Origin of the sequence: Nocardia sp. NPDC057227 (genome assembly GCF_042669725.1) — a bacterium.
GTDB classification, from domain to species: domain Bacteria; phylum Actinomycetota; class Actinomycetes; order Mycobacteriales; family Mycobacteriaceae; genus Nocardia; species Nocardia asteroides_A.
Map to the genome: position 1 here is coordinate 56,213 of NZ_JBHUXA010000004.1, position 24,559 is coordinate 80,771.

General features: G+C 72.5%; 20 protein-coding genes and 1 riboswitch. Of the genes, 13 read left to right on the forward strand and 7 right to left on the reverse strand.

Translation table 11 applies throughout. The features are described from left to right. Positions 1-2 precede the first annotated feature (2 nt). Both ACFUJ1_RS08115 and ACFUJ1_RS08120 read left to right on the forward strand, forming a co-directional pair. On the forward strand, positions 3-6,146 hold the full coding sequence (locus ACFUJ1_RS08115; protein WP_378643879.1) for a putative T7SS-secreted protein: 6,144 nt from the start codon (positions 3-5) through the stop codon (positions 6,144-6,146). Positions 6,147-6,592: 446 nt separating this feature from the next. Next, positions 6,593-6,904 carry a barstar family protein gene (locus ACFUJ1_RS08120; protein ID WP_378644314.1) on the forward strand — a complete coding sequence of 104 codons (312 nt, stop codon included), beginning with the start codon at positions 6,593-6,595 and terminating at the stop codon, positions 6,902-6,904. Positions 6,905-6,910: 6 nt separating this feature from the next. On the opposite strand, the gene ACFUJ1_RS08125 is transcribed toward ACFUJ1_RS08120, so the two are convergent. Continuing rightward, on the reverse strand, positions 6,911-8,413 hold the full coding sequence (locus tag ACFUJ1_RS08125) for an amidase (RefSeq protein WP_378643881.1): 1,503 nt from the start codon (positions 8,411-8,413) through the stop codon (positions 6,911-6,913). An 87-nt stretch (positions 8,414-8,500) separates the two neighbouring features. Here ACFUJ1_RS08125 and ACFUJ1_RS08130 point away from each other — a divergent pair, with 87 nt between their 5' ends. Continuing rightward, positions 8,501-9,130 (forward strand): HAD family hydrolase, encoded by a 630-nt coding sequence (locus ACFUJ1_RS08130; RefSeq protein WP_378643882.1) that lies wholly within the window; start codon positions 8,501-8,503, stop codon positions 9,128-9,130. Here the strand turns inward: ACFUJ1_RS08130 and ACFUJ1_RS08135 are convergent. After that, positions 9,105-9,860 carry a TetR/AcrR family transcriptional regulator C-terminal domain-containing protein gene (locus tag ACFUJ1_RS08135; protein WP_378643884.1) on the reverse strand — a complete coding sequence of 252 codons (756 nt, stop codon included), beginning with the start codon at positions 9,858-9,860 and terminating at the stop codon, positions 9,105-9,107. The two genes, ACFUJ1_RS08130 and ACFUJ1_RS08135, sit on opposite strands and share 26 nt — an antisense overlap. Before the next feature lie 84 nt (positions 9,861-9,944). On the opposite strand from ACFUJ1_RS08135, the gene ACFUJ1_RS08140 reads away from it, so the two are divergent. The 4 genes from ACFUJ1_RS08140 (at position 9,945) to ACFUJ1_RS08155 (ending at position 13,868) form a co-directional block, all read left to right on the forward strand. Then, entirely contained in the window at positions 9,945-10,580 is a 636-nt protein-coding gene (locus ACFUJ1_RS08140; RefSeq protein WP_378643885.1) for a GNAT family N-acetyltransferase, read from the forward strand. Between the two features lie 26 nt (positions 10,581-10,606). Then, a complete protein-coding gene (locus ACFUJ1_RS08145) occupies positions 10,607-11,428 on the forward strand; it encodes a siderophore-interacting protein (protein ID WP_378643887.1) in 822 nt (273 codons plus the stop codon). 206 nt (positions 11,429-11,634) lie between these two features. Beyond that, the gene (locus tag ACFUJ1_RS08150) at positions 11,635-12,378 is read left to right on the forward strand and encodes a GAF and ANTAR domain-containing protein (RefSeq protein ID WP_378643888.1); all 744 of its coding nucleotides are present in this window, start codon (positions 11,635-11,637) and stop codon (positions 12,376-12,378) included. Further along, the gene (locus ACFUJ1_RS08155; RefSeq protein WP_378643890.1) at positions 12,375-13,868 is read left to right on the forward strand and encodes a PP2C family protein-serine/threonine phosphatase; all 1,494 of its coding nucleotides are present in this window, start codon (positions 12,375-12,377) and stop codon (positions 13,866-13,868) included. The genes ACFUJ1_RS08150 and ACFUJ1_RS08155 overlap by 4 nt, the downstream gene beginning before the upstream one ends. Positions 13,869-13,995: 127 nt before the next feature. Here the strand turns inward: ACFUJ1_RS08155 and glsA are convergent, their stop codons facing one another. After that, positions 13,996-15,114: a glutaminase A gene (gene glsA / locus ACFUJ1_RS08160; protein ID WP_378643892.1), complete on the reverse strand. Its 1,119-nt coding sequence runs from the start codon at positions 15,112-15,114 to the stop codon at positions 13,996-13,998. A gap of 59 nt (positions 15,115-15,173) precedes the next feature. Here glsA and ACFUJ1_RS08165 point away from each other — a divergent pair, with 59 nt between their 5' ends. Genes ACFUJ1_RS08165 through ACFUJ1_RS08175 form a run of 3 tightly spaced genes read left to right on the forward strand, consistent with a single transcriptional unit; the run spans position 15,174 to position 17,861 of the window. Beyond that, a complete protein-coding gene (locus ACFUJ1_RS08165) occupies positions 15,174-16,202 on the forward strand; it encodes an ABC transporter substrate-binding protein (protein ID WP_378643893.1) in 1,029 nt (342 codons plus the stop codon). Continuing rightward, a complete protein-coding gene (locus ACFUJ1_RS08170) occupies positions 16,199-17,071 on the forward strand; it encodes an ABC transporter permease (protein WP_378643895.1) in 873 nt (290 codons plus the stop codon). The genes ACFUJ1_RS08165 and ACFUJ1_RS08170 overlap by 4 nt, the downstream gene beginning before the upstream one ends. A gap of 10 nt (positions 17,072-17,081) precedes the next feature. Further along, positions 17,082-17,861 (forward strand): ABC transporter ATP-binding protein, encoded by a 780-nt coding sequence (locus ACFUJ1_RS08175; protein ID WP_378643897.1) that lies wholly within the window; start codon positions 17,082-17,084, stop codon positions 17,859-17,861. On the opposite strand, the gene ACFUJ1_RS08180 is transcribed toward ACFUJ1_RS08175, so the two are convergent. Continuing rightward, the gene (locus ACFUJ1_RS08180; RefSeq protein ID WP_378643898.1) at positions 17,839-18,051 is read right to left on the reverse strand and encodes a hypothetical protein; all 213 of its coding nucleotides are present in this window, start codon (positions 18,049-18,051) and stop codon (positions 17,839-17,841) included. The genes ACFUJ1_RS08175 and ACFUJ1_RS08180 overlap by 23 nt on opposite strands. A 74-nt stretch (positions 18,052-18,125) precedes the next feature. Here ACFUJ1_RS08180 and ACFUJ1_RS08185 point away from each other — a divergent pair, with 74 nt between their 5' ends. Together ACFUJ1_RS08185 and ACFUJ1_RS08190 are read left to right on the forward strand one after the other, a co-directional pair. Then, positions 18,126-18,425 carry a hypothetical protein gene (locus ACFUJ1_RS08185; protein WP_378643900.1) on the forward strand — a complete coding sequence of 100 codons (300 nt, stop codon included), beginning with the start codon at positions 18,126-18,128 and terminating at the stop codon, positions 18,423-18,425. A gap of 84 nt (positions 18,426-18,509) precedes the next feature. Continuing rightward, positions 18,510-19,586, forward strand: coding sequence for a hypothetical protein (locus ACFUJ1_RS08190; RefSeq protein WP_378643901.1), 1,077 nt, complete (start codon positions 18,510-18,512; stop codon positions 19,584-19,586). Here ACFUJ1_RS08190 and ACFUJ1_RS08195 read toward each other — a convergent pair whose 3' ends face one another. Continuing rightward, complete coding sequence (locus tag ACFUJ1_RS08195; RefSeq protein ID WP_378643903.1) at positions 19,587-19,955, reverse strand: hypothetical protein; 369 nt, start codon at positions 19,953-19,955, stop codon at positions 19,587-19,589. Between the two features lie 91 nt (positions 19,956-20,046). On the opposite strand from ACFUJ1_RS08195, the gene ACFUJ1_RS08200 reads away from it, so the two are divergent. After that, positions 20,047-20,718, forward strand: a complete 672-nt coding sequence (locus ACFUJ1_RS08200; RefSeq protein ID WP_378643904.1) for a winged helix-turn-helix transcriptional regulator — start codon at positions 20,047-20,049, stop codon at positions 20,716-20,718. Between the two features lie 104 nt (positions 20,719-20,822). Here the strand turns inward: ACFUJ1_RS08200 and ACFUJ1_RS08205 are convergent, their stop codons facing one another. Both ACFUJ1_RS08205 and metE read right to left on the reverse strand, forming a co-directional pair. Then, a complete protein-coding gene (locus tag ACFUJ1_RS08205; protein WP_378643906.1) occupies positions 20,823-21,767 on the reverse strand; it encodes a methylenetetrahydrofolate reductase in 945 nt (314 codons plus the stop codon). 85 nt (positions 21,768-21,852) lie between these two features. Further along, positions 21,853-24,111, reverse strand: coding sequence for a 5-methyltetrahydropteroyltriglutamate--homocysteine S-methyltransferase (metE, locus tag ACFUJ1_RS08210; protein WP_378643908.1), 2,259 nt, complete (start codon positions 24,109-24,111; stop codon positions 21,853-21,855). 156 nt (positions 24,112-24,267) lie between these two features. Beyond that, a riboswitch (cobalamin riboswitch) is annotated at positions 24,268-24,431 on the reverse strand. Between the last annotated feature and the right edge of the window lie 128 nt (positions 24,432-24,559).

Consider the following 24,559-nt stretch of genomic DNA (forward strand, 5'->3'; position numbering starts at 1 on the left):
GGATGGGCTGGAATCCGCTCGACCCGCTGGCGGATCTCGCCGACGCGGCCGGTGATGCCATCGACGATGTCGCCGCGGTCGTCGAACCCGCATGGGAGAGCGGGGTCGAGACGCTCGGTGAACTCGCCGACGACGGCCTCGACCTGCTCGCCGATGGCGCCGAGCTGGTCGGGCTGGACGGGGCCGCCGAGGCGTTGGACGACTTCGGCGACCAGATCTCCTCCGCACTCGGCGGCGAGATCGAGGAGCGGCAGCTCGGCGAGACCCAGGACCCGAAGGAGCTGGTCCGGGGCGAACCGGAGGCCATCGGCGAGTCCGCGGGCACGCTCGCCGAGATGGCCGCGGCCGTCGAGCTCACCGGCCAGGGGCTGCGCTCGATCGACGGCGGGGACTGGACCGGCGAGGGCAGGGCGGGCTTCGACGCCGCCTACGATCCGCAGGCCCAGCTGTGGTTCGATGCCGCCGACGCCTTCACCGACGCCGCGAACACCCTCGTCGAGTGGGGCTATGCGGTGGAGTCCGCGCAGCGCGGCGCCGCCGACGCCATCGCCGAGTGGAACGCCGCGATCGCCGAGGAGAACCGGCAGAAGAACTGGTGGAACTCGCTGCCCGCGGAGACGCGGGCCGAGACGCCGCTGGTCGACACCTGGTCGAGCCGGTACCGCGCCGCGCTCGACCTGCTCGAGCGGGCACGCGCGAACCGCAATACCGCCGCCGAACAGGCCGGGACCGCCATCGAGGCCGCGACGGAGACGGCGCCGACGGAGCCGCCGTTCACCTCCCGCATGGGCGCGAACATCGAGGACGGCATCGAGATCTCGCAGTATGCGGGGCTCAGCTTCGCCGACGGGCTGCTGACCGGGTTGAGCGGGATCGTGCAGTTCGTGCGGCAGGTCAACCCGACCGATCCCTACAACCTCACCCACCCCGCCGACTACCTGGCCAATCTCTCCACCCTTGGTACCGGGGTCGTGGTGCTGGCGTCGGATCCCGCGGCGGCGGTCGACGCCGTGCTGAATCAGGCGCGGACCAGCCCGTTCGAGTTCACCGGGATGCTCACCAGCGAGGTACTGCTCACCGTGGCGACCGGCGGTGCCGGTGCGGCGCGGACGCCGCTGTCACTGGTCAACCGGGTGCGGCACGCACTGCCCGGCCGCGGGGCGCCCGGCCGTGGTCTGCCGGATGTCGATCTGCCGAACCCGGCGGGGAGGCCAGGGGCCGGGCCGCCGGATGGTCCACCGGCTCGCGCCGGTCTCGGTGACCGGCCGGGGGGACCCGATCCTGCCGTTGACACCCGCGCGCCCGCGCCGGATGCCGACAATCCCGCACCGGGCGCCGGGGGCGCTGATTCCGCTGGGCCGCAGGCGGATCGGCCGGGCGCGCCGGATTCGGCAGGGCCGGAGCCCTCGATCGACGCGGGTCCGGCCGATCGGCCTCCGGCTCGGTCCGATCCCGAGCCGCAGGAGCAGCCCGGTGACGTCGGGGCGGGGGCCGCCGACACCGCGCCGCCGGTGGAGCGCGCGCCCGACACCGGCGGGGACGGGCCCGGTGCCCGGCCGGAGGAGTCCGTGCCGGACCCGGTGCCCGATCGGCCCGGCACCGGCGACACCGACGGACCCGGTACCGGCGGGCCGGGCAACGACCCGCCCGACCCGCGACCCGACACCTACACCCCGCCGGACCGGCCCGACACCGACGCTCGCCCCGACACCGCCGATCCCCCGGCCCCCCGCCCGGATCCCGATGCGCCCGCGACACGTCCGGATCCCGATCCGTCCGACGTCCGGCCCGCCGATGCCGATACGCCGACCCGTCCGAGCCCCGATACCTCGCCTACCCGGGGCGACGGCGACGGACCGGCGCCCCGGCCCGGTCCGGAACCCCGCGTCGACGCCGACCCACCACCGGGCCGGGCGGACGCCGAAACGCCCGACGCCGTCCATCCGCGCGACCAAACCGACGCGGACCTCCCCCGGGACCGATCCGACACCGATCTTCCCGATGACCGAGCCGACGGGGACCTCCCCCGCGACCGAACCGACACCGATCTCCCTCGCGACCGAACAGACGGCGACCTCCCCCACGATCGAACCGGCACCGATACCTCGCACTCCGGCTCCGACCCGGCCGATCGCCCCGACGCGGACGGCCGGGGTGATCGGAGCGACAGCGAAACCCCCACCACGCGAGCCGATCACGACCCCGAAGCCGCCGGACCGCGCACGGACACCGACCCGCCGGAAACCTCTCGAACCGACTCCCCGGATCAAGGTCCCGTGGCGCCGCACTCCCCGGGCACCCACCCGCACAGTCCCGGCCACAGCCAGAGCCCGACCGCACCGTCCCCGGCCCGCCCCGACGCCCCGGCTCCCCGACCCGCCTCCGACCTCCCGGACCCACCCCGCCGCCCCGACCCGACCGCTCTCCGCCCGGACCCGGACCGGCCCCCACCCCGCGCGGGCCTCGACCCCGCCACCCCGCGGCGCCCCGAGATCACCGCGGACACCAACCGCCCGCCCGTCGACGCCCGCCCGGCGACACCGGACTCACCCACCACCCGCAGCCCGGAACCGGCCCCGCCCCGCGACAGCGGCCCGCTGGAACAGCGCGCCGACTCCGATACCGGCATCGGCGACGAAGCCCGCTCCGGCGACCCGGCCAACGACCGCGACCCGTCCCAGACCACCGAGTGCGGCGACCCGGTCGACGTCGCGACCGGCGAATTCCTCCTCCCCACCGTCGACCTCGACCTCCCCGGCGTGCTCCCGCTGACCCTCAATCGCAGGCACCGCTCGAACTACCGCCGGGGCCGCTGGTTCGGCCCCTCCTGGTCGACCACGCTCGACATCCGGCTGATCATCGACCGCGACGGCATCGTCTTCGCCAGCGAGGACGGCATCCTGCTCGCCTACCCCCACCCACAACCGGACACACCGGTACGCCCACTGTCCGGCGGCTCGCGCTCGACCTGCACCCGAACCGAAACCGGCTCCTACCGGGTGCACGACCCGGAACGCGAGATCACCTGGCACTTCGCCCCCGAACCCACCCTGCGCGGCGCCGACGACCGCCACGGCAACTACGCGATCTCCGCCATCACCGACCGGCACCACAACCGCATCCGCTTCCACTACGACACCGACGGCGCACCCACCGCGATCACCCACTCCGGCGGCTACCGGATACGCGTCCACACCGACCCGCAACGGGGCCGCATCACCGCACTGGCACTGCACGGCGAGGATCCCGAAGAACTCGTCGTCCGCCGCTTCGCCTACGAAACAGGCGAACTCGCCGCTGTCACCGACGCGACAGGCGCCACATCGCGATACACCTACGATGCCGACGGTCGCATGCTGTCCTGGATCGATTCCCGCGGCACCTCGATGTCGAACACCTACGACCACCGCGGCCGGGTCGTGGCCCAGCACGGCACCCACGGCATCCTCTCCGCGACCTTCGAGTACCGCGACCACCCCACCGGCAGCAGCACCAGGCACGCCGACTCGCTCGGCGCGACAACCGTCTACGGCTTCGACAGCGACCTGCGGCTGCGCGACCTCCGCACCCCGACCGGCGCGCACACCCGCATCGACTACAACAGCGACCGTAAGCCGCTCACCGTCACCGGCCCCGACGGCGCCGTCACCCGCTACCTCTACACCCCCGACGGCGACCCGGCCCGGATCGAGCGACCCGACGGCACCTCCACGGATCTGCGCTACGCCGAACCGGGCAGGCCGTCGCGCATCACCGGGCCCGACGGCGCCACAACCCACCAGGAATGGCACGGCGACGGCACCCTGAGCGCGTTCACCGATCCGGCCGGGGCACGCACGGAGTTCACCTACCACGCCTGCGGCGCCCAGGCCACGATCACCCGCGCCGATGGCACCGGCACCCGGATCGAGACCGACGCGGCCGGGCTGCCGGTCACCGTCGTCGATCCACTCGACGGCGTCACCCACATCCACCGCGACCGGTTCGGCCGACCAGCCGAGATCACCGACCCGCTCGGCCGGGTCACCCGCTACCGGTGGTCGCCGGAGGGCACCCTGCTGTCCCGGACCGACCCCGACGGGCACGGCGAGACCTGGGCGCACGACGAAGAGGGTTCACCGGTTCGGCACGTGAATCGGGCAGGCGGGGTCACCGAATTCGCCAATGGCAGCTGGGATCTGCGCACCGCCCGCACCGACCCGGACGGCGCCGTGACCCGCTACCGCTACGACGCCGAGCGCCGCCTCACCGCCGTCGTGAATCCCCTCGGCCAGGTCTGGCACTACGCCTACGACCCGGCCGGACAACTCGCCGCCGAGACCGACTACAGCGGCGCGCAGAGCCGGTACACCCGCACCGAGTCGGGCCTGATCGCCACCGTCACCCCCGCGACCGGCGACACCCGCACGCACACCTACGACACCCTCGGCCGCCTCACCAGCGTCACGGCCTCCTCCGGAGCGTGGCGCCGCTTCACCTACGACGGCGCGGGCCGCGTGCGCTCCGCGATCTCCGGCCACGGCGACGACACCGGCCACACCCTCGAGTTCACCCACACCGCCACCGGTGCTGTCGAGACCGAGACCCGCGACGGCGAGCACACCCTCCGGCACGAATACGATCCGCTCGGCCGCCGCACCCGCCGCACCGACCACGCAGGCACGCAGACCCGATGGAGCTACGACCCCGCCGGCAGGCCCGCCACGCTCGGCGCCGACGGCCACCTCCTCCGCTTCGACCACGACGCCGCCGGGCAGCTCACCGCCTGGGCCGTCGGCGAGATCGCCGTCACCCGCGACCTGGACCGGGTCGGGCGGCTCACCGCGCAGACGGTGACCGCACACCCGCCGAACCTGCTCGCGCTGGGCGAACCCCGCCACACCCCCGCCGAACTGCGCACCGACACCTACACCTGGCGGCCCGACGACTACCCCCTGGCCCGGGCCACCGCCGGGCAGGGCCGGAACATCCGCCACGAGCTCACCCTCGACCCGATGGGCCGCGTCACCACCGTCGGCGACGGCACGGTTCCCGCCGAGAACTACACCTACGACGCACTCTCCAACATCACCGCCGCCCGGACCACCCGCCGGACGCAGCGCAGGCGATACCGAGGCACCCGCCTGGTGCGCGCGGGCCGCACCCGCTACCACTACGACGAAGCGGGCAGGCTGACCCGCAAGATCACCGCACGCCCCTCCCGCAAACCCGACGTCTGGTTCTACCGCTACGACGGCTTCGACCAGCTCACCGACGTCTGGACCCCCACAAGGCAGTGGTGGCGCTACACCTACGACGCCCTCGGCCGCCGCACCACCAAACAGCACCTCGCCACCGACGGCACCGTGCTGGAACGCACCGACTACCACTGGGACGGCGACCGGCTCCTCGCGCAAGCCGGCGCGGACAGCATCACGCGCTGGCACTACCAGCCGGGCACCTACACCCTGCTCGCCCAGACCACCGATCGCGGTGAGAACGGCCGGCGCTTCCACGCCGTCGTCAGCGACCTCGTCGGCACCCCCGTCGAGCTGATCGACCCCGCCGACGCCCGAACCGTCGCCACCGCCGAATCCGACCTCTGGGGCCGCACCCGCTGGACCGGCACGGCCGGTACCCCCCTGCGCTTTCCCGGCCAGCTGCACGACCCGGAGACCGGGCTGCACTACAACCACCACCGCTACTACGACCCCGAGACCGGCCGCTACCTGAGCAGCGACCCCCTCGGACTCGACCCCGCGCCGAACCCCGACACCTACCCGCACAACCCGCTGGTCTGGATCGACCCCACCGGGCTCGCCCGCAGGGAGTGCAATACCAATGGCAGGAACCTCTCGGACCCGAACCCGATTCCCCGGCCGATCCGGGAAGCCTACGAGAACGTCCGCGCGGGAAACGGGGTCCCGCGGATCGATCCGAACACCGGACGGCAAACCGTGTACCAGGGGCGCGAATTGTCACCCAGGCAGCGCAGCCAGTGGGCCGGCTCCCTCGAGTGGGATGTGCCGGGCACCGACCACCGCGTCCTGCAGCGGCCGGACGGCTGGCTAGGGTACGTCTTCGAACACGACTACGGGGCCCCGTTCCTGTTCCCTGGACCGTGGTATCCGGAGGGCGGCACGATCCCGAAACGGCTCGGTGGATGATCGGAGAACCCGTGGCGCGTTACGACATCGTCCTGGACGGGAACAGCGATGCGGCCTGTGCTGTGGAGCAGCTGACCGGGCTGTTCGACAGCGATCCCGAGTCGGTGATGACCCTGCGCGCGAGCGGGGTCCGGCCGGGCCTGACCGACGACTGGGAGACGCTGATCCAGCTGGGTTCGCGCGAGCCTGCCGACAATGTCGACATCCGGATCCTGAATGTCGACGATGTTCCGATCGGCGCCTACCTCCTCTCCAACACACGAACCCTCGAGGTGGCCGGCGGCGGTGACCGGTGGGCCCTGACCCTGTCGGGCGGGATGTGGGCACCACCGCGGCCGGGTGCGGCGCGGATCTGGGACCTGTGGCGGCACGGCGGGCCGGCGACGACCAACGAGTGGGTTCCGCTGTCGGAGGCAGATCGCGAAGCATGGCTGCACGTCGTCCGGATCGCGTCGAAACGGAACCGGGGTGCGGACGCTAGCGGGCCTTTCGTCCTCGACGGCCGGTTCGTCACCGACCGGAGCGGATTCTTCTGCGCGATCGGCGAGGCCGTCAACGGGCCGGGCGGATACTTCGGCTCGGACCTGGACGGTCTGGCGGACTGCCTGCGCGGCGGGTTCGGCGCCACACCGCGCTTCGCGCTCACCTGGCTCGGTTTCGACCTTTCCGGGCTCCACTTGCCCCACGAGTTCCACACGCAGGTGCTCGATGTGCTCGCCAGCGGTGGCGTCGAGGTCCGACCGCGGTTCGGCGGCTGACCCGGGTCAGGGCCCGGGGGTCCGGTGCACGACCGGTGCCGGGTGCCGCTGCGCCCACGGGCGCGCCTGCTCGAGCTGCGCCGCCAGCTGAAGCAGATCCCCGTCGGCCCCCAGCCGCCCGACGAACTGAACGCCGAGCGGCAACCCCGCCTCGGTCCAGTGCAGCGGGACACTGATGGCCGGTCGCCCGGTGAGGTTGGCGAGCTGGGTGTAGGGCACCCAGCCCAGGTTCTGCTCGATGAGTTCGTCCAGGATTCCGGTCGCCTTCATGACCCGCCCGCCGCGCAGGCGGTGCAGGACGCGGGAGCCGGTCTGCTGCCACTTCGGGGTGGTGAGTTCGCCGATGGGCAGGGGCGGGGTGGCGAGGGTGGGGGTGAGGAAGTAGTCGTAGCGGTCGTGGAAATCCGCGAGGTCGCGGGTGTAGTCGTTGATGTGGTCGATCGCCGCCAGCAGCTTGCCTGCGCCGTTGGAGCGCCCGATCTCACCGACGGCGAGCGTGTCCGCCTCGAAGTCGCGGTCCCGTGCCCCGGTGCGCTCCTTGATCGCGACGATCTGGCGGTAGAGGCTGGCGAACCAGATCGTGAGGAAGTCCTCGGCCAGGCGCCGGTCGTCGTACGGCGGGCGGACCTCCTCGACCTCGTGGCCGAGTTCGGTCAGGAGTTCGACCGCGCCTGCGACCGCCGCGATCGCCTCCGGGTGCGGGTTCGCGGTGATCGCGGAGGCGGTGGAGTAGCCGATCCGCAGGGTGCCCGGCGCCTGCCGGATGTGCTCGGCGAACGGGCGCTCGGGCAGCGCGGCCCGGTAGGCGGCGCGCGGGTTCGCGCCGATGACGGCGTCGTAGAGCGCCGCGCTGTCGCGGACGGTGCGCGACACCACGCCCTGGGTGACCATGCCGAACATGACCTCGCCGACCCGCGGCCCGTACGGGCTCAGCCCGCGGCCGGCCTTGAGCCCGACCAGCCCGTTGCACGCGGCCGGGATCCGGATCGACCCGCCCCCGTCGTTGGCGCCCGCGGCGGGCACGATGCCTGCGGCGACCGCCGCGCCGGAGCCACCCGACGACCCGCCCGGGGTGTGCGCGGTATTCCACGGATTGCGCGCCGGACCCCAGAATTCGGACTCCGTGATCCCCTTGCTGCCGAACTCCGGCGTATTGGTCTGGCCGAAGATGACCAGCCCGGCGTCGAGCAGGCGCTGCACCAGCAGGCTGTGCTCGGCCGCGACCTCGCCGGCCAGGGAACGGGACCCCTCGGTGCTCGGGAACCCCCTGTACTCCTGCTGTAGATCCTTGATCAGGAACGGGACCCCGGCGAACGGGCCGGTGAGTTCGCTTCCGGCGCGCTCGTCGGCGACTTCGTCGAGCGTGCGCACGATGGCGTTGAGCGCGGGGTCGACCGCATCGGCCCGCTGCCGCGCCAGCGCGAGCAGCTCCGCCGGTTTCACGTCCCGGCGGGCAACGAGTTCGGCCAGACCGGTCGCGTCGTACTGCATGTACTCCTCGAGCTCCACCCGTCGGATCCTAGGACGCCGGGCGCGCCCGGTGGGCCCCTTTCGTACCGTGGTGCCATGCGGAGTGCGCCGAGCCGAGTGGGCTGTGTGGTTTTCGACTGTGACGGCCTGCTGGTCGATACCGAGGCGCGCTGGTCGGTGGCGGAGGCGGCGCTGTTCGCCCGGCACGGCTTCGATTTCGGCCCCGAGCAGAAGGCGATGCTGATCGGGCGGACCGTCCCCGCCGCGGTGGCCGAGCTGACCACCTACTTCGGGCGCCCCGGCGAGCACGAGCAGCTCACCGCCGAGCTGATGGCGCTGGTGCGCCGCGAGCTCGACGCCGGGGCCGAGGCGCTGCCGGGGGCACGGCGGATCGTGGCCGAATGTGCGGCGCGGGTGCCGGTGGCGGTGGCCTCCAACAGCCCGCGGGTGCTGGTCGTGTCGGCGCTCGCGCGGGCCGGGCTGGCCGAGCTGCTGCCGGTCGTGGTGACCGCCGACGACGTGACCAGGGGCAAACCCGACCCCGCGCTGTATCTGACCGCGTGCGCGAAGCTCGGCGCGGATCCGGGCAGCTCGGTGGCGTTCGAGGACTCCGGCACCGGCGCGGCGGCGGCGCGGGCGGCGGGCATGTACCTGATCACCGTGCCGTCACTGCCCGGCAAGGAGGTCGACCACGACTGGCTGCTCGCCACACTCGACGACCGCGCCCTGCTCACCTGGGCGCGGACGCTGGGCTGACTCGGGTCTCTATGCCGTCGAGCAGCAGGTTCAGGGCGGTGTCGAGCACGGCGTCGAGATCGGGAGCGGCGGCGTCCGTGAAGAGGCGGTACGCGGCCGGGTGGGCGACGGGGTCGACGGCGTCGTGCAGCGGCTCTCCCGCCCCGGCGGCGGGGTTCATGGTGAGCAGCGCCATGCCCTGCACCAGGCCCGACACCGCGAGGTAGGCGGCGAGCGCCTGCGCACCGAGTTCGTCGAGCGCGGAGAGGGCCGGATCGACCAGGTCGAACAGCCCGGGTCCGAGTGGCGGCCGGACCTGGGCGAGCACCGGCAGCAGCCACGGGTGCGCGCGGTAGAGCCGCCACTCCTCGTGCGCGATGTGCCACAGCCGCTCCCGCCGGCCACCGGGCGCGGGCAGGACGGCCTCGGCCAGCACCAGCTCCGCCATCGCGGCCAGCAGCGCGTCCCGATTCCCGATCCGCCGACGCAGGGCCGCCGCGGTGATGCCGAGCTCGGCGGCCAGCTCGCGCACGACGATGGGCGCCGGACCGGCGCGGTCGGCGAGCGCGACGGCGGTGCGGACGATCCGCACGGTGGTCAGGCGGGCGGGCCGGGGCGGGCGCGGCGGCGGGGCATCGCGGCGGGCGCGGTAGCCGCGGGCCTGGCACGAGCGCGAGCAGTACCGGCGGCGGCGTCCCCGCTCCGGGTGGGCGAGCACGGCACCACACTGGGCGCAACCGTCTTTCGTCACGATCTCGAGTGTGACGAAAAGGTGGCTGTTGTCCCAGTTGGTTCCTACCGTCGATCGCAGCGATGCTGTGAACGGAGGACGGGGATGCGGGATTTCGTGGTGGAACGGGCCGGACCGGACGAGGTTGCGGAGGTCGCGGAGGCCTACCTCCGAGCCGGTGCCGACGAGGCGGTGGCGGTATGGGTGGCCGGTCCGGACGAGACCGCGGTGGCGGAGCTGCGGCGGGCGCACACGCCCGCCCTGATCGCGGCGGCGGTGCGGGACGACGAGGTGTGGATCGCCCGCGCCGATGACACCATCTGCGCGGTCGCCCTGTGGCAGCACATGACCGACGGCAGCCGCTACCGCGCGGAGGCCGACGAACTGCGGGCGAACGACCCACGAACGGGCCCATGGCAGCGGCTCGCCCTCGCGGTCGACCGCGTCGCTGCCGCACACCCCCGCGACTACCCGCACCACTATCTGCACTCGATCGCCACCGTGCCCGAGCACCGCGGCACCGGCGCGGGCACCGCCCTGCTCGCGACCCGGCTGCATCGCTTCGCCGCGACCGGCGAGCGCGCGTTCCTCGCGGCCAGCACGGAACGTTCGGCCCGGCTCTACGCCCGGCTCGGCTTCGCCCGGCGCGGCCAACCGCTGCCGCTCCCCTGCGGCCCCACCCTGATCCCGATGTGGCGCCCGCATCCTGCAGCCGATCCCGGCTCCGGCACGTTAGGCTGACCTAAGTAGACGTGCGAGGAGGGGTGATGGATTCCATCAAGGCAGGCATCGCGGCGCTGGGGCGCGCCAACGAGCCGCTGTCGCTGCGGCTCACCGTCGCCGAGGTGCGCCCGCTCTCGCCCGGGTTCACCCGGGTCGTGCTCGAAGGGGCCGCGCTCGCGCAGTACCGCGCGCCGCGTCCGGCGGACGCGTTCAAACTCGAGCTATCCACCGACGACACCGGGCGGCCGCTCCTGCGCGCCTTCACCGTCCGCCGATTCGACGCGGACACCAAGCGCCTGACGCTGGACATCGCCCGCCACGAGCGCGGCGTCGCCGTGAACTGGCTCGCCACTGTGAGCGCGGGCGATGCGGTGACGCTCGCCGGGATGCGTCCGGAATGGGTTGTCGCGGAAGGGTTTCGCGACCACATCCTGGTCGGCGACGACACCGCCGTCCCGGCGATCGCGGCAATCGTCGACAGCCTCGGACCCGAGCATCGGATCCGGGTGTACGCGGCGCTCACCGATCCGGCCGACCACGCCCTGCTCCCCGCGCACCCGAACCTCGCGCTGCGACTCCTCGACTCCGTCACCGACCTCGAAACCCACCCGCCCGAGGCACGCTCCGAACACCGCACCCAGGTGTGGGTGGCCGCCGAGGCCGCCGCCGTCCGGCGCGTCCGCGCCCACGTGCTCGGCTCGTGGGGCGTCGCCCGCGCCGACCTGCTCGCGCGCGCCTACTGGAAGCGCGGCCTGACCAATACCGACACCGACGCGGCCAGCCTGCTCGGCTATCGGGAAGCGCTGCGGGCGGGCGGCGACATCCACGATCCGGCGCTCGCCGAGCGCATCGATCTGGGGCTCTGAGTAGCCGAAGGGCCCCGAGGGAGAGAACCAGGCCCCGCAGCACGGCGGGACGGGTATGTAGTGGTTCGGCGGGAGAGACAGTAGTGGGTCCGCAGCACAATGTCTACCCTCCGGACTGCAGATTTTTACCTCGGGCACATCAGTACATATCCGGTGACGAGCGGGGTAACGACCACTCGTAGCGGCGGTGACGGGAGGCAGGGCAGGTGTCGGCGGAGGATTCGAAGAGCGGCGGGCTGGGTGACACCACCGCGGCCGAGCAGATCGTGGCCGCGTTCGCGCGGATGGCGGGAATGTTCCTCACCCACCGGACGGTGGACGAGGCACTGGCGACCATCACCGAACTCGCGGTGCAGACCGTGCCCGGCACCGCGGGCGCGGGGCTCACGCTCTTCGACAGCGCGGGCGGGCGCGGAACCGCGGCGGCGACCAGCGACCTGGTCGAGCGCGCCGACGCGCTGCAGTACGAGCTGGGCGACGGCCCGTGCCTCACCGCGTCGGCGGAGCGGATCGTGGTCCGCGTCGACGATGTCGGCACCGATCCGCGCTGGCCGCGCTGGGGTCCGCGCGCCGCTGCGCTCGGGTTGGTCTCGACGCTGAGCGCTCCCCTCGTCGCCGGTGAGCGCGGGCTCGGCGCGATGAAGGTCTACGGCACCGGCGCCTACGGCCCCCGCGAGGAGCACGTGCTCACCCTGTTCGCCGCGCAGGCATCGCTGCTGGTGGCGCAGGTGGTCGGCGCCGCCGAGGCGGAGACGGTCAGCGGCCGGATCACCGACAAGCTGCGCGGCCGCGAGGTGATCGCGCGGGCCACCGGCTTCCTCATGGGCCGGGACGGGGTCGGCGAGCACGCGGCATTCCTGGCCCTCGCGCACACCGCGCGCGAGCAGGGCACCTCGATGCGCCGGGTCGCCGAGCAGCTCACCGCCGCGCGGGAGGACGAGCGGTGGTGACCGGTTCCCGCGAATTCTCCGGCCGGGATCGCGCCGGGGAGCAGCAGCGCAGCTTCGCCGCGGTGTTCGAGGGGGCCGGGCTCGACGTCGAGGAGCTGTGGACCGAGTACTTCGGTGTCGGCGGCGACGCCGGGTTCCTCGAGGTCGACGCCTACGTGCACGGCATGACGACGCTCTGCGCCAGGGACCGCGACATGCTCGCGCACGTCGTCAACGAATACCTCGACCAGCGCACCGAGACCAGGCGCGCCACCTTCAGCCGCCCCTTCCGCAATCCGCGCCCGACCACCCCGCCGCTCTCCGCGCTGGTCGAGCTGGTCGACGGCGTCCACCTCGCCGCACCGGACCGGCTCCCGGTGATCGCGCGGGCCGCGGGCACCGCGCTCGGCGTCGAGCTCACCGTGCACCTCGTCGACTACGAACAGCGCGCGCTGCACCCCGCCACCGGCACCGGCGCGCCCCCGCTCGACCTCGACACCACCACCGCGGGCCGGGCCTTCCGCGAGCTGGCGGTCCAGACCTCGTCGACCGACCGCGCACAGACCCTGTGGATGCCGCTGCTCGACGGCATCGAACGGCTCGGCGTCCTCGAGATCGGCGTCCCCGAGCCCGAGGACCTGCGCGACCCCGGCCTGCGCGCGCACTGCCGCTGGGTGGCGCGGCTGCTCGGCCACCTCGTCACCATCACCACCCACTACGGCGACGGACTCGACCGCACCCGCCTCACCCGGAACCGCACCCCGAACGCCGAACTCCTCTGGTCACTGCTGCCCCCGCGCACCGCCGGAGTCGGCGACGTCGTGGTCAGCGCCGCCGTCGAGCCGCGCTACGACCTGCGCGGCGACGTCTTCGACTACGCCTTCTCCGAGAGCACCGCGCAGCTGCTGATCCTCGACGCCTCCGGTGACCGCGCCGAGCTGATCGCCGCGACGGCGCTGGCCGCCTACCGCAGCGCCAGGCACGCCGGTGCCGGGCTGCTCGGGCAGGCCCGCTCGATCGAGGAGACGCTCGTCGCCCGGTTCGGGGCAGGCCCGCTGGCCACCGCCGTACTCGCCGAGCTGGACCTGGACAGCGGACGGCTGTGCTATCTCAACGCCGGTCACGCCGAGCCGCTGGTCATGCGCGGCGGCACCATCGCCGACCCGCTCGGCGGCCGGCAGGGTGTACCGCTCGGCCTCGGCGCGGCGACCGAGCCCGTCGCCGAGGAGAAGGTGCACCCCGAGGACTGGCTGGTCCTCTACACCGACGGCATCACCGGTGGCCCCAGCGGCGATGAGTTCGGCCTGCGGCGGCTGGCGGAGGTGCTGCGCCGGGAGGCCGGGACGGGCCATCCGCCGCCGGAGACGGTGCGGCAGGTGATCACCGCGGTGCGGGAGCACCACCGGACACCGCTGCGGGAGGACGCCACCGTCATGCTGGTGCGCAAGCTGGGTCCGGCGATCGCGCCGCGCCGTCCGGAGGACGAAAAGCGAGACCCGCTCGGCCGGTGACGAGCTGAACCGACCGAGCCCCCGGGAACTACCGTGTCCACGATGACCTCTGCCCTGCAGCGCGCGATGATCGAGCCGGGCCCCGCCTCGCTGCCGGAGCTCGATACTCGTACGGGTACGGCCCGAGTCAGCCTTCGATCGGCTGCGGCTGATCACGAACGACAGCCGCGGAGGCGAAGAGGTTCAACCCCAGCGTCCGCGACAGGTGCGCGATGGCACGCTGCCCGCGCACACTGTTGCCCGCCGGATCCAGCTTCGGCGAGAACGTCCCGATGGCGCCCTTGCCCGGCGAGATCGCGACGATCCCGCCGGACACCCCCGACTTGGCAGGTAACCCGATCTCGTAGAGCCATTCCCCGGACCGTTCGTACATCCCGCAGGTCGCCAGCACCGACAGCGTGTCCCGGCAGACATGGGCCTGCACGACCCGCTCGCCGGTCACCGGGTTCACGCCACCACCGGCCAGGGTGGAGCCCATGATCGCGAGATCGCGTGCGTGCACGCGCAGCGAGCACTGCCTGGTGTAGACATCCACCACCTCGAGCGGGTCGGCCGTGATCCGCCCATAGCTCTCCAGCAGGCCCGCGATCGCCCTGTTGCGCTGGTTGGTCAGCGTCTCCGAGCGGTAGACCTCGCCGTCCAGCTGCAGCGGCCTGCCCGCGAAGCGGGACAGCCCCGTACGGATGTACTCCCACTGCGCGGCGGGCGTGACACCGGGAACCAGCGCGGTCGTCGCCATCGCCCCCGCGTTGACCATGGGGTTCATCGGATGCCCGTCGTTGAGCTCGATGGCCATCACCGAATTGAACGGCAGCCCGGTGTTGTCGACACCGACCCGATCGCGCACGATGCCGTGCCCGAGTGCGTCACAGACCAGCGCGTAGACGAACGCCTTCGAAATCGACTGGATGGAGAACTCGTGGGCGGCGGCGCCGACGGTGTGCGCGCCGCCGCCGAGATCGGCGACCGCGATGCCGAAGAGATCGGGATCGGCGGCGGCGAGCGCGGGAATGTAGTCGGCGACGACACCGGCGGTTCGCGGAACATAGCGCTGATAGGCGGTGGCGACCAGCTCACCGACCCGCTCCCAGTCGGGCAGCGATCCGGTGGACACCGCCTGATCGACACCATCGACCTCGAGTTCCACAGGGCCTCCCTCGTGCGCGCCGTCCAACCCTAACGGAGCGAAACGTGCGCGAAACGAAGGAAACGCGCTCTCAACCTCGGCACAACGGCGCGGGAACACGAGTACAGCAACGTATACAGCGTTGTGGACCGCCCCGTATACGACCGATAGGTACCCGCATGACGCCGTCGCCGCGAGGCACGCCGACCGTTCCCCGCCGACCGAGGAGAGCTCTGCTCGCCCTGCTCGCCGCCGCACTGCTGGTCACCGGCTGCTCCAGCATCGACACCACCTTCACCCCGAGCGCCGGGGGCGGTGCCGGCGACACGGTGCTCCGGGTCGGCACGCTGCGCGGCCAGCCGCACCTGTTCGCCCCCTACTTCTACGACCGCTTCCTCGCCGATGACACGCGGGTGGATGTCGCGGTCTTCGACTCCTCGCCGGACGTCAAGAACGCGCTGGTCTCCGGGCGGATCGATGTGGCCGTCATGGGCGTGCCCGCCATGCTGGCCGGTGCCGCCGACGGGCAGGACATCCGCTTGATCGCCTCCTCGGCCGACGGCGGCTCCGCGATCGTCGGGCAGCCATCGATCACGGATGTGCGGGGGCTGCGCGGCCGGAAGGTCGGGTATCCGGTCGGCTCCTCGCAGGAGGTGCTGCTGCGCTCGACGCTGAGCGCGGCCGGCATCGACCCGGACCGCGACCTCACCCTGGTCAACCTGACCTTCGCCGACATGGCGAATGCCTACGCGGGCGGGCAGATCGACGCCTTCTCCTCGGCCGAGCTCGGCCCCTCGGTCGCCAAGCAGCGCGGCGCGCACGACATCGTCAGCCCGTACGACACCCCGGTGGGGAAGGTCAATATCGGGCTGGCGACCACGCAGCGGGTCATCGACGCCGACCCCGCACTGGTGAGCACGGTGGTCGCCGCACATCGGGAAGCCGTGCGGCACATGGACACCCACCGCGAGGAGTGGCGGCAACGGGTGGTCGAACAGTTCGGCCTCGACCCGGCCGTCGCCACCACCGCCATCGCCAACACCTGGCCGCGCGCGGACCTCTCCGAGCAGTACGTCGCCCAGGTGACGGCGCTCGCCCGCGAGATGGCGGCGCTCGGCCAGCTGCCCCGCATCCCGGACATGGCCGTCTTCGTCGACCCTTCCTTCGTCGACACCGCCGACACCGTCGCCGAGGAGGGCGCGAAATGACCACCGTCACCGAAGCCCCGCCCACCGCACCGCCCACACCGGCCGCTCCCCCGCCGCCGCGCCGGCTTCGGCTGGGTAAACGCCTGGTCAGTGCGCTCTACGCGGTCGGGCTTCCGCTGGTGCTGACCGCGCTGTGGGCGCTGGCGGTGCGGCAGCAGTGGCAGCTGCCGCTCGGCATCGACATGCGCTTCGTCCCCTCCCCGGCCGAGGTCGTGGCCCGGATCGCCGACCTCGCGGTCGGCTCCGGCGAGGCGACCAGCGGAATGCTGTGGCGGCACACCGCGGCGAGCGCGCTGCGGGTGCTCAACGGGTTCCTCGTCGCGGCCGCGCTGGCGATCCCGCTCGGGCTGCTCATCGGCCGCATCCGGGTGGTGGAGCGGTTGCTCGACTCCACCGTCGGGCTGCTGCGCCCCATCCCGGTGACCGCGTGGGCGCCGCTGGCGCTGCTGCTGATCGGCTTCGGCGACCGCTCCACCATCTTCCTGATCGTGCTCGCCGCGTTCTTCCCGATCCTGGTCAACACCATCGCGGGCGCCTCCGCGGTCTCGCCGCGGCTGCTGGAGGCCGCCGCCATGCTCGGCACCCCCGCCTGGAAGACCTTCTTCACCGTGGTGCTGCCCAGCTCCATGCGCTCGATCACCGCGGGGCTGCGGGTCGGGCTCGGGCTGGCGTGGGTGGTGCTCGTGGTCGGCGAGACCGTCGGCATCCGCACCGGGCTGGGCGCGCTCATCACCCAGGCCAGGGACATGAGCCGGACCGACACCATCGTAGCCGGAATGATCGTCATCGGCCTGGCCGGGCTCGCCTCGGACCGCCTGCTCACCCTCACCCTGCGCGCGGCAACCCGCAACCGCCCCGGGCTCGTCTGAAGGAGTACCCGTGACCAGCACCGTCCGCCTCGGCGCCCCGATCACCATCGCCGCGCTCGGCAAGCAGTTCCCCTCCGAACAGGGCCCGGTGACCGCCGTCGCCGACCTGGACCTCGACATCGCGGCGGGCGAGTTCATCGCCGTGGTCGGCGCCAGCGGCTGCGGCAAGTCGACCGTGCTGCGCATGCTCGCCGGCTTCGAGACCCCGACCTCGGGGCGGCTCGAGGTCGCGGGCGCGCCCGTGCGCGGTCCCGGCCCGGACCGCGGCGTCGTGTTCCAGGACTACGGCCTGTTCCCCTGGCTGACCGTCCAGGAGAACGTCGCCTACGGGCCGAGGCAGACCGGCGCCTCCCGCCGCGACGCCGCCGCGCGGGCCGCCCGCTACATCGAGCTCGTCGGCCTCACCAGGGTCGCGAAACGCTTCCCGCAGCAGCTCTCCGGCGGAATGCAGCAGCGCGTCGCCATCGCCCGCGTGCTCTGCAACGAACCGGCGGTGCTGCTCATGGACGAGCCGTTCGGCGCGCTCGACGCCCTCACCCGCGGTTCGCTGCAGCGCGAGCTCGAGCGGATCCATCGCGAGACCGGGACCACCACGTTGTTCGTCACGCACAGCGTGGAGGAGGCGGTGTACCTGGCGGATCGGGTGGTGGTGATGAGCGGTGGGATCTCGCACGGGACGCCGGGGCACGTGAAGGCGGTCGTTCCGGTGGAGCTGGATCGGCCGCGGGATGTGAACGATGCGGCGTTCACCGATCATCGGCGGCGGATCAGCGCGCTGATCGAGCACTGATCGATTCCGCAGGGGCGCAGCGCTCCCCGTGCCGGAGTTCCGGGTCCGGCACGCCGACTTCACCGCGGAGTCCGAGGATGCCGACGACTTCCGCGGCGAGCGGCAGCAGGAAGCCGAGATCTCCCGGTTCACCGACCACGAGTTCACCGATCGGCTGCAGACCCGCCTGGATCGGTTGCGCGGCGATCATGGTTCCCGGCCCGGTACCATCACACGCGGAGATCTGTTCGCCGGACGAAGCTCCTCATCGAGGGCTACCGCGCCGTGCTGCCGTCGACCGCGGACGACCCGCTCGGGGATTCGCTGGCAGAGGGTGGGGCGACGATGTCGGTGTTCTCCGGTACCGCACGGCACAGCGCGGCCTATTTCCAGACACCGGAGACCAACTCCTACGCAGGCGGGATCGATCGGCACTACCAGCCGATCACGGCACTGGCAGAGCCCAGCGCCTGGAACACCGACCGCTACCGCGGCGGCCGCACCTCGTTGTACCGGGACGACGAGGTCATCACCAACCAGGTCCGCGGTTCCCGCGACGTGATGATCGTCGACTTCTACCGCTGAGTGTGTTCTCCTCGAGGTCCGGAAGCCGTCCCTACGACGTCCCGGTTTGGTTCGGACCCGACAGCACGTCTTGAATGTCCCGACGTGACCACAGACGAAGCGCCGCGCGGCGTCGAAGAGGAGCACGGCGAGCCGCGGGTCGTTCTCGGTGTGGTGGCGGCACCGGGCCCGGCATTCGAACTGGCCCGCAGGCACCTGGGCGACCCCACCTTCGCCGCCGGACTCGGCACCCGCCTGTCCGGGGCCGAGTGGGAGGTCGACCTGGTCGAGGATCGCCTGGTCACGCCCCCGGCCGGCGACGGCGAGATCGTGGCGGCCGCGCGAGAAATGATGCTGTCCCGCGGCTGGGACGTGGTCCTCGGCGTCACCGACCTCCCGCTGCACGAACGCCGCCGCCCGGTGCTGGCCCACGCCAGCCCGCTGCACGGCGTCGCGGTGATCTCGATCCCCGCGCTCGGCCCACGCGGCCGGGGCAGGCGCCTGAACGAGATCGCGGCCGAACTCGTGGCGCGCCTGCTCGGCGGCGATCCGGACGATCCCACCGAACTGACCCACCGGGTGCGCGAACTCGGCACCGACACCGAGCCGGGCGCCTCGGCCTTCACCGCCCGCGTCCTGACCGGCAATCTGCGGCTGATCACCGGCATGGTGCGGGCCAACCAGCCGTGGCGGCTCACCCTGCGGCTCTCGCGGGCGCTGGCGGCGGCCGCGGCGGCGGGGGTGTTCGCGCTGATCACGTCGGATATCTGGCGGATGGCCGACACCTTCGGCGCGGTGCGGTCGTCCCTGGCGACGGTCGGGTCGATCGCGGCCATCGCGGCCACCCTGGTGATCGGGGCCGAACTGTGGGAGCGGGCGCCGGGGCGGCGGATGCGGGAGCAGGTGGCGATGTTCAATATCGCGACCATCGCCACCGTGCTGATCGGGGTCGGCGCCTTCTACCTGGCACTGTTCGGGTTGGCGCTGCTTGCGGCGGCGTTCCTGGTGGTGCCCGCCGGGTTCGCCGAGGCGCTGGGGCATCCGGTCGGGATCGGGGACTACCTGGAGCTGGCCTGGCTGACGTGTTCGCTGGCCACGGTGGGCGGCGCGCTCGGGGCGGGGCTGGAGGACGACGACACCGTCCGCGAAGCGGCGTACGCCAGGCACAGCGACGCCGGATAGCTATCGCACGCTCAGCCGAATCGCCTCGGCTACGGCGTAGGTGCCGGTCAAGGCGACCAGGGGCCACGCCGTCCGCGACGAGACATCCCCCCGCCGAACGTTCCCGAGACCGGCCACGGTGTCGCTGACGTCGATCAGCAACCCGAGCCGCAGCCACCGCGCCCGCTCCTGCGGACCGGCGGTGAGATAGCCGAAACCCATGGCCAGCGCCCGGATCCCGTACACGCGCATCAGATACAGCGACTCCGGCGTACTGCGCGCCCCGAAGGCGCGGTTCAGTGCGTGCGGCGCACCCAGCGAGGCGGCCCCGAGCAGTACCCGGCCCACCGCCAGCGCGACCGGAACGGTCCCGCCCTCATTCGACACCATGAGCGAAACTCCCTCTCGATTGTTCTGAAATGAGAAGTTAGCACTTACGATTTCTGAAGTACAGGGTTCGGAAGGTTAAGCTTCCGGGATCATGGCCAAGCGCTCCTACAACCAGTACTGCGGCATCGCCCACGCTCTCGACCTGCTCGGCGAGCGCTGGTCGCTGCTCATCCTGCGCAACCTGCTGCTCGGCCCCAAGCGCTACACCGACCTGATCGACGGCCTCCCCGGCATCGGAACCGGCCTGCTCAGCCAGCGGCTGAAGGAACTCGACGCCGCGGGCGTCATCACCAGGACCACCCTGCCGCCCCCGGCTGCGTCGACCGTGTACCAGCTGACCCCCGACGGCGAGGCGCTGCGCCCGGTCTTCCACTCGCTCTCCCGCTGGGGCCTGCCCAGGCTGGGCGCCCCCGAGCCGACGCAGCACCTCGATCCCGAGCTGGTCGCCCTTGCCATGGAGGCCAGGTTCCGATCGGCGCCGGGGGCCGACGGCGTCTACGAACTCCGCACGGGCGGAGCGGCTTTCCGCTTCACGATCACCCCGGAGCGGATCGAGTTCCGCGCACTGCCCGCCGAATCGCCGCGCGCGGTGCTCGCCGCCGACATCGCCGTCCTCACCGAGCTCGCCAACGGCACGCTCGCACTCGGTACCGCCATCGAGACGGGCGCGCTCAGCATCACCGGCGACCTCGCCGCCGCGGTCCCGCTCGCCGCCGCCTTCGGCCTCGTCGCAGACCGAATCCCCCGAGCTCAGAGCTCGTAGTCGAACCGGCTGCGCAGATCGGCGGTACGGCGCACTCCGCGGAGTGCCGGTGATCTCCGGGTCGGTTGGCTGGACCGATCGGGTGCGGGCAGACCACGCCCCGGCTACGGCACGGCGGTCGCCCGGTAGCCGAGGTTGGTGAGCACCTCGGTCGTCGCCTTGGCGAAGTTGAGGGTGACGAAGTGCAGGCACGGCGCGCCCTCGTCGATGAGCCGCTGGGCCAGCTCGGTGGCGATCTCGATGCCTGCCGCGCGCACGGCGGCGCGGTTCTCCTCCGGGCCGTCGCCCGCGGCCCGGTGCAGCCGGTCCAGGACCGGCGCGGGCAGGTCACGCCCGCACAGCTCCACCGCGCGGCGCACGGTGCGCAGCGAGGTGATCGGCATGAGCTCGGGGATGATCGGTTTCGCGCCCTCGACCGGGTCGTGCGCGGCGAGCCGGTCGCGCAGCCGCAGGTAGTGCTCGACGCCGAAGAACATCTGGGTGATCGAGTACTCCGCTCCGGCCCTGAGTTTCGCGGCCAGATACGCCGTGTCGGTCTCCAGGTCCGGTGAGCGGTGGTGGCCCTGCGGGAAGGAGGCCACCCCGACGTCGAAATCGCCGAGGTCGCGGACCATGCGGACCAGCTCCTCGGCGTAGGTGACGCCGGCGGGGTGCCGGTGCCAGTCGCCGAGCGGGTCGCCCGGCGGGTCGCCGCGCAGGACGAGGATGTCGCGGATGCCGCTGTCGGCGTAGGTGCCGACCAGCGCGCGCAGCTCGGCGCGGCTGTGCCCGACGGCGGTCAGGTGCGCCACCGGGAGCAGCGTGGTCTGCTGGGCCAGCTGCCCGGTGATGCGGGCGGTGCGGTCCTTGGTGGAGCCGCCCGCGCCGTAGGTCATCGAGACGAAAGCCGGGTGCAGGCGCTCGAATTGCCGGACGGCGCGCCACAGCCGGGCCTCACCGTCGGCATCGCGCGGCGGGTTGAACTCCACGGAGAACGGGACGGGGGCGGTGGCGTCGGTACGCAGGTTCGCCACGACCGAGCGGGGGGCGGGCGTGGTTCGGACGGTCATCGTGCCGCCCGCGGGAGGTTACGCATAGGGGCCTCGGGGCTGGAAGGGACACCCCGGGGCGGCAAGGGACCGCCCCGGGGCCGGGTCAGCGCAGCGCCTGCGCCGCCGCGACGAGGTTGCGCAGCGAGGCGGTCACCTCGGCGGTGCTGCGGGTCTTGAGCCCGCAGTCCGGGTTGACCCACAGCCGTTCGGCCGGAACGGCTTTGAGTGCCAGCGCCAGCGACTTCCGTACTTCCTCCGCGCCGGGAACGCGCGGCGAGTGGATGTCGTAGACACCAGGGCCGACGCCGAGGTCGAAGCCGATCGCATTGAGGTCGTCGAGCACCTCCATGTGCGAGCGCGCCGCCTCGATCGAGGTGACGTCGGCGTCCAGGCCGTGGATCGCCCCGATGACCTCGCCGAACTCCGAGTAGCAGAGGTGGGTGTGGATCTGGGTGGCGTCGGCGACGCCTGCGGTGGCGAGCCGGAACGCCTCGACCGCCCAGTCCAGGTAGGCGGCCTGGTCGGCCCGGCGCAGCGGCAGCAGTTCGCGCAGCGCGGGCTCGTCCACCTGGACGACGCCGATGCCCGCCGCCTCCAGGTCCACCGTCTCGTCCCGGATGGCCAGCGCGATCTGTCGCGCGGTGTCGGCGAGCGGCTGGTCGTCGCGGATGAACGACCAGGCCAGGATGGTGACCGGGCCGGTCAGCATGCCCTTGACCGGCTTGCTCGTCAGCGACTGGGCGTAGGTGATCCACTCGACGGTCATCACCGCCGGGCGTGCCACGTCGCCGTAGACGATCGGCGGGCGCACGCAGCGGGTGCCGTAGGACTGCACCCAGCCGTTGACCGTGGCGGCGAAGCCGTCGAGCTGCTCGGCGAAGTACTGCACCATGTCGTTGCGCTCCGGCTCGCCGTGCACGAGCACGTCCAGCCCGATCTCCTCCTGCAGCGCGATGACCTCGGCGATCTCGGCGCGCATGCGGGTGTCGTACTCGGCCCGGTCGATCTCGCCGCGGCGGAATTCGGCGCGGGCCACCCGGATCCGGCCGGTCTGCGGGTAGGAGCCGATGGTGGTGGTCGGCAGCAGCGGCAGGTTCAGCCGCTCCTGCTGCAGGACGCGGCGCTCGTCGGCGGGGGCGCGACGGGTCGCGGCCGCGTCCAGGTCGTCGAGGCGCTCGCGCACCGACTCCACGCGCAGGCGCGGGTCGGCCCTGCGGTCGGCGACCGCGGTGCGCGCGACCTCGAGCTGGTCGGCGACCGCGCTCTCGCCCTCGGTGAGCGCGGTGGCGAGCACCCGGATCTCGGCGATCTTCTCGTCGCCGAAGGCGAGCCAGCCGCGCAGCCGCTGGTCCAGGTCGGTCTCCGGCGCCAGGCTGTAGGGGACGTGCAGCAGCGAGCACGAGCTGGAGACGGCAACGGCCACCCCGGCGTCGCGCAGCTCGGTCAGCCGCGGCAGCACATGGTCGGGGTCGGCCCGCCAGATGTTGTGGCCGTCGACCACGCCGGCGACGATCAGCTTGCCGGAGATCGACCGGGCCGCGGCGACATCCGCGTCCCCGCCCGCGACCAGGTCGACGGCGATGCCATCGATCCCGGTCTCGGCCAGCGCGGGCAGCGCCACGCCGAGACGGCCGAAGTAGGCGGCCACCAGGATCGCCGGACGCGCCGTGACCTCCGAGAGCCGCCGGTAGGTGCTGCGCACCGCCGCCAGCTCGGCCTCGGTGAGATCGGTGACCAGCGACGGCTCGTCCAGCTGAACCCATTCCGCCCCGGCCTCGGCGAGCAGCCCGAGCAGCCGCTCGTACAGCGGGATCAGGTCGGGCAGCCGGTCGAGCAGGTCGCTTCCGTCCACCGACTTGGCCAGCTTCAGGAAGGTGATCGGCCCGACGACCACCGGCCGCGCGGGCACGCCGAGCGCCAGCGCCTCCGTCAACTCGGCCAGCGGCTTCTCCGGGTGCAGCGCGAAGGCGGTGTCCGCGGCGAGCTCGGGCACCAGGTAGTGGTAGTTCGTGTCGAACCACTTGGTCATCTCGAGCGGGGCGACCTCGGCATTGCCGCGGGCGGCGGCGAAGTACCGGTCCAGTTCGTCGGCGATCCCGGAGACCCGCTGCGGCAGCGCGCCGAGCAGCACGGCGGTATCGAGCACCTGGTCGTAGTAGGAGAAGGTGCCCACCGGCACCGAATCGAGCCCGGCGTCCATGGCCGCCGTCAGCTGCGCGGTGCGCAGCTCCTTCGCGACGGCGTGCAGGGCCTCGGCGTTCGTGCGGCCCGCCCAGTAGGACTCCGTGGCGCGCTTGAGCTCCCGGTTGGGGCCGACGCGCGGGAACCCCAGCACGGTCGCGGTAAAGGTGGTGTTCGACATCGATGAGCTCCATCAGCAGCAGCCAAGACCGCCGCCCATTCGGAGCGCACGCGGATGGAGCCCGTGAAGCATCGTTCCCGTGCCCGGGTCCACTCGGCGTAGCGCCCGATCCACGAGGCGACGACCACCGGGGACGGCGTCCCCGGTACAACGGGCAGGCCTTCGGACTCGTGGGCATCGACCCGAGATCGGGTCGGCCCCGGGGGCCCGGGGCTGGTCCTACCGACCGTCGCTTCCCAGGCGGGTGCCCAGTGCGGGTGACGGCTGTCGTTCCCACTCACCGCTGCGGGACAGTCCCGGATTTCCACCGGGTTCCCTCTCACCCGGCGAATTGCTCTCCGGGCTTCGACGCAGGCGGGCGGGTCAGGGGCTCCTTCGACTCCGCCGCCGGCGAACCAGCTGCACCGACGAATATAGCGGATCACCGGGGGGCGGGTGCCCGCGCACG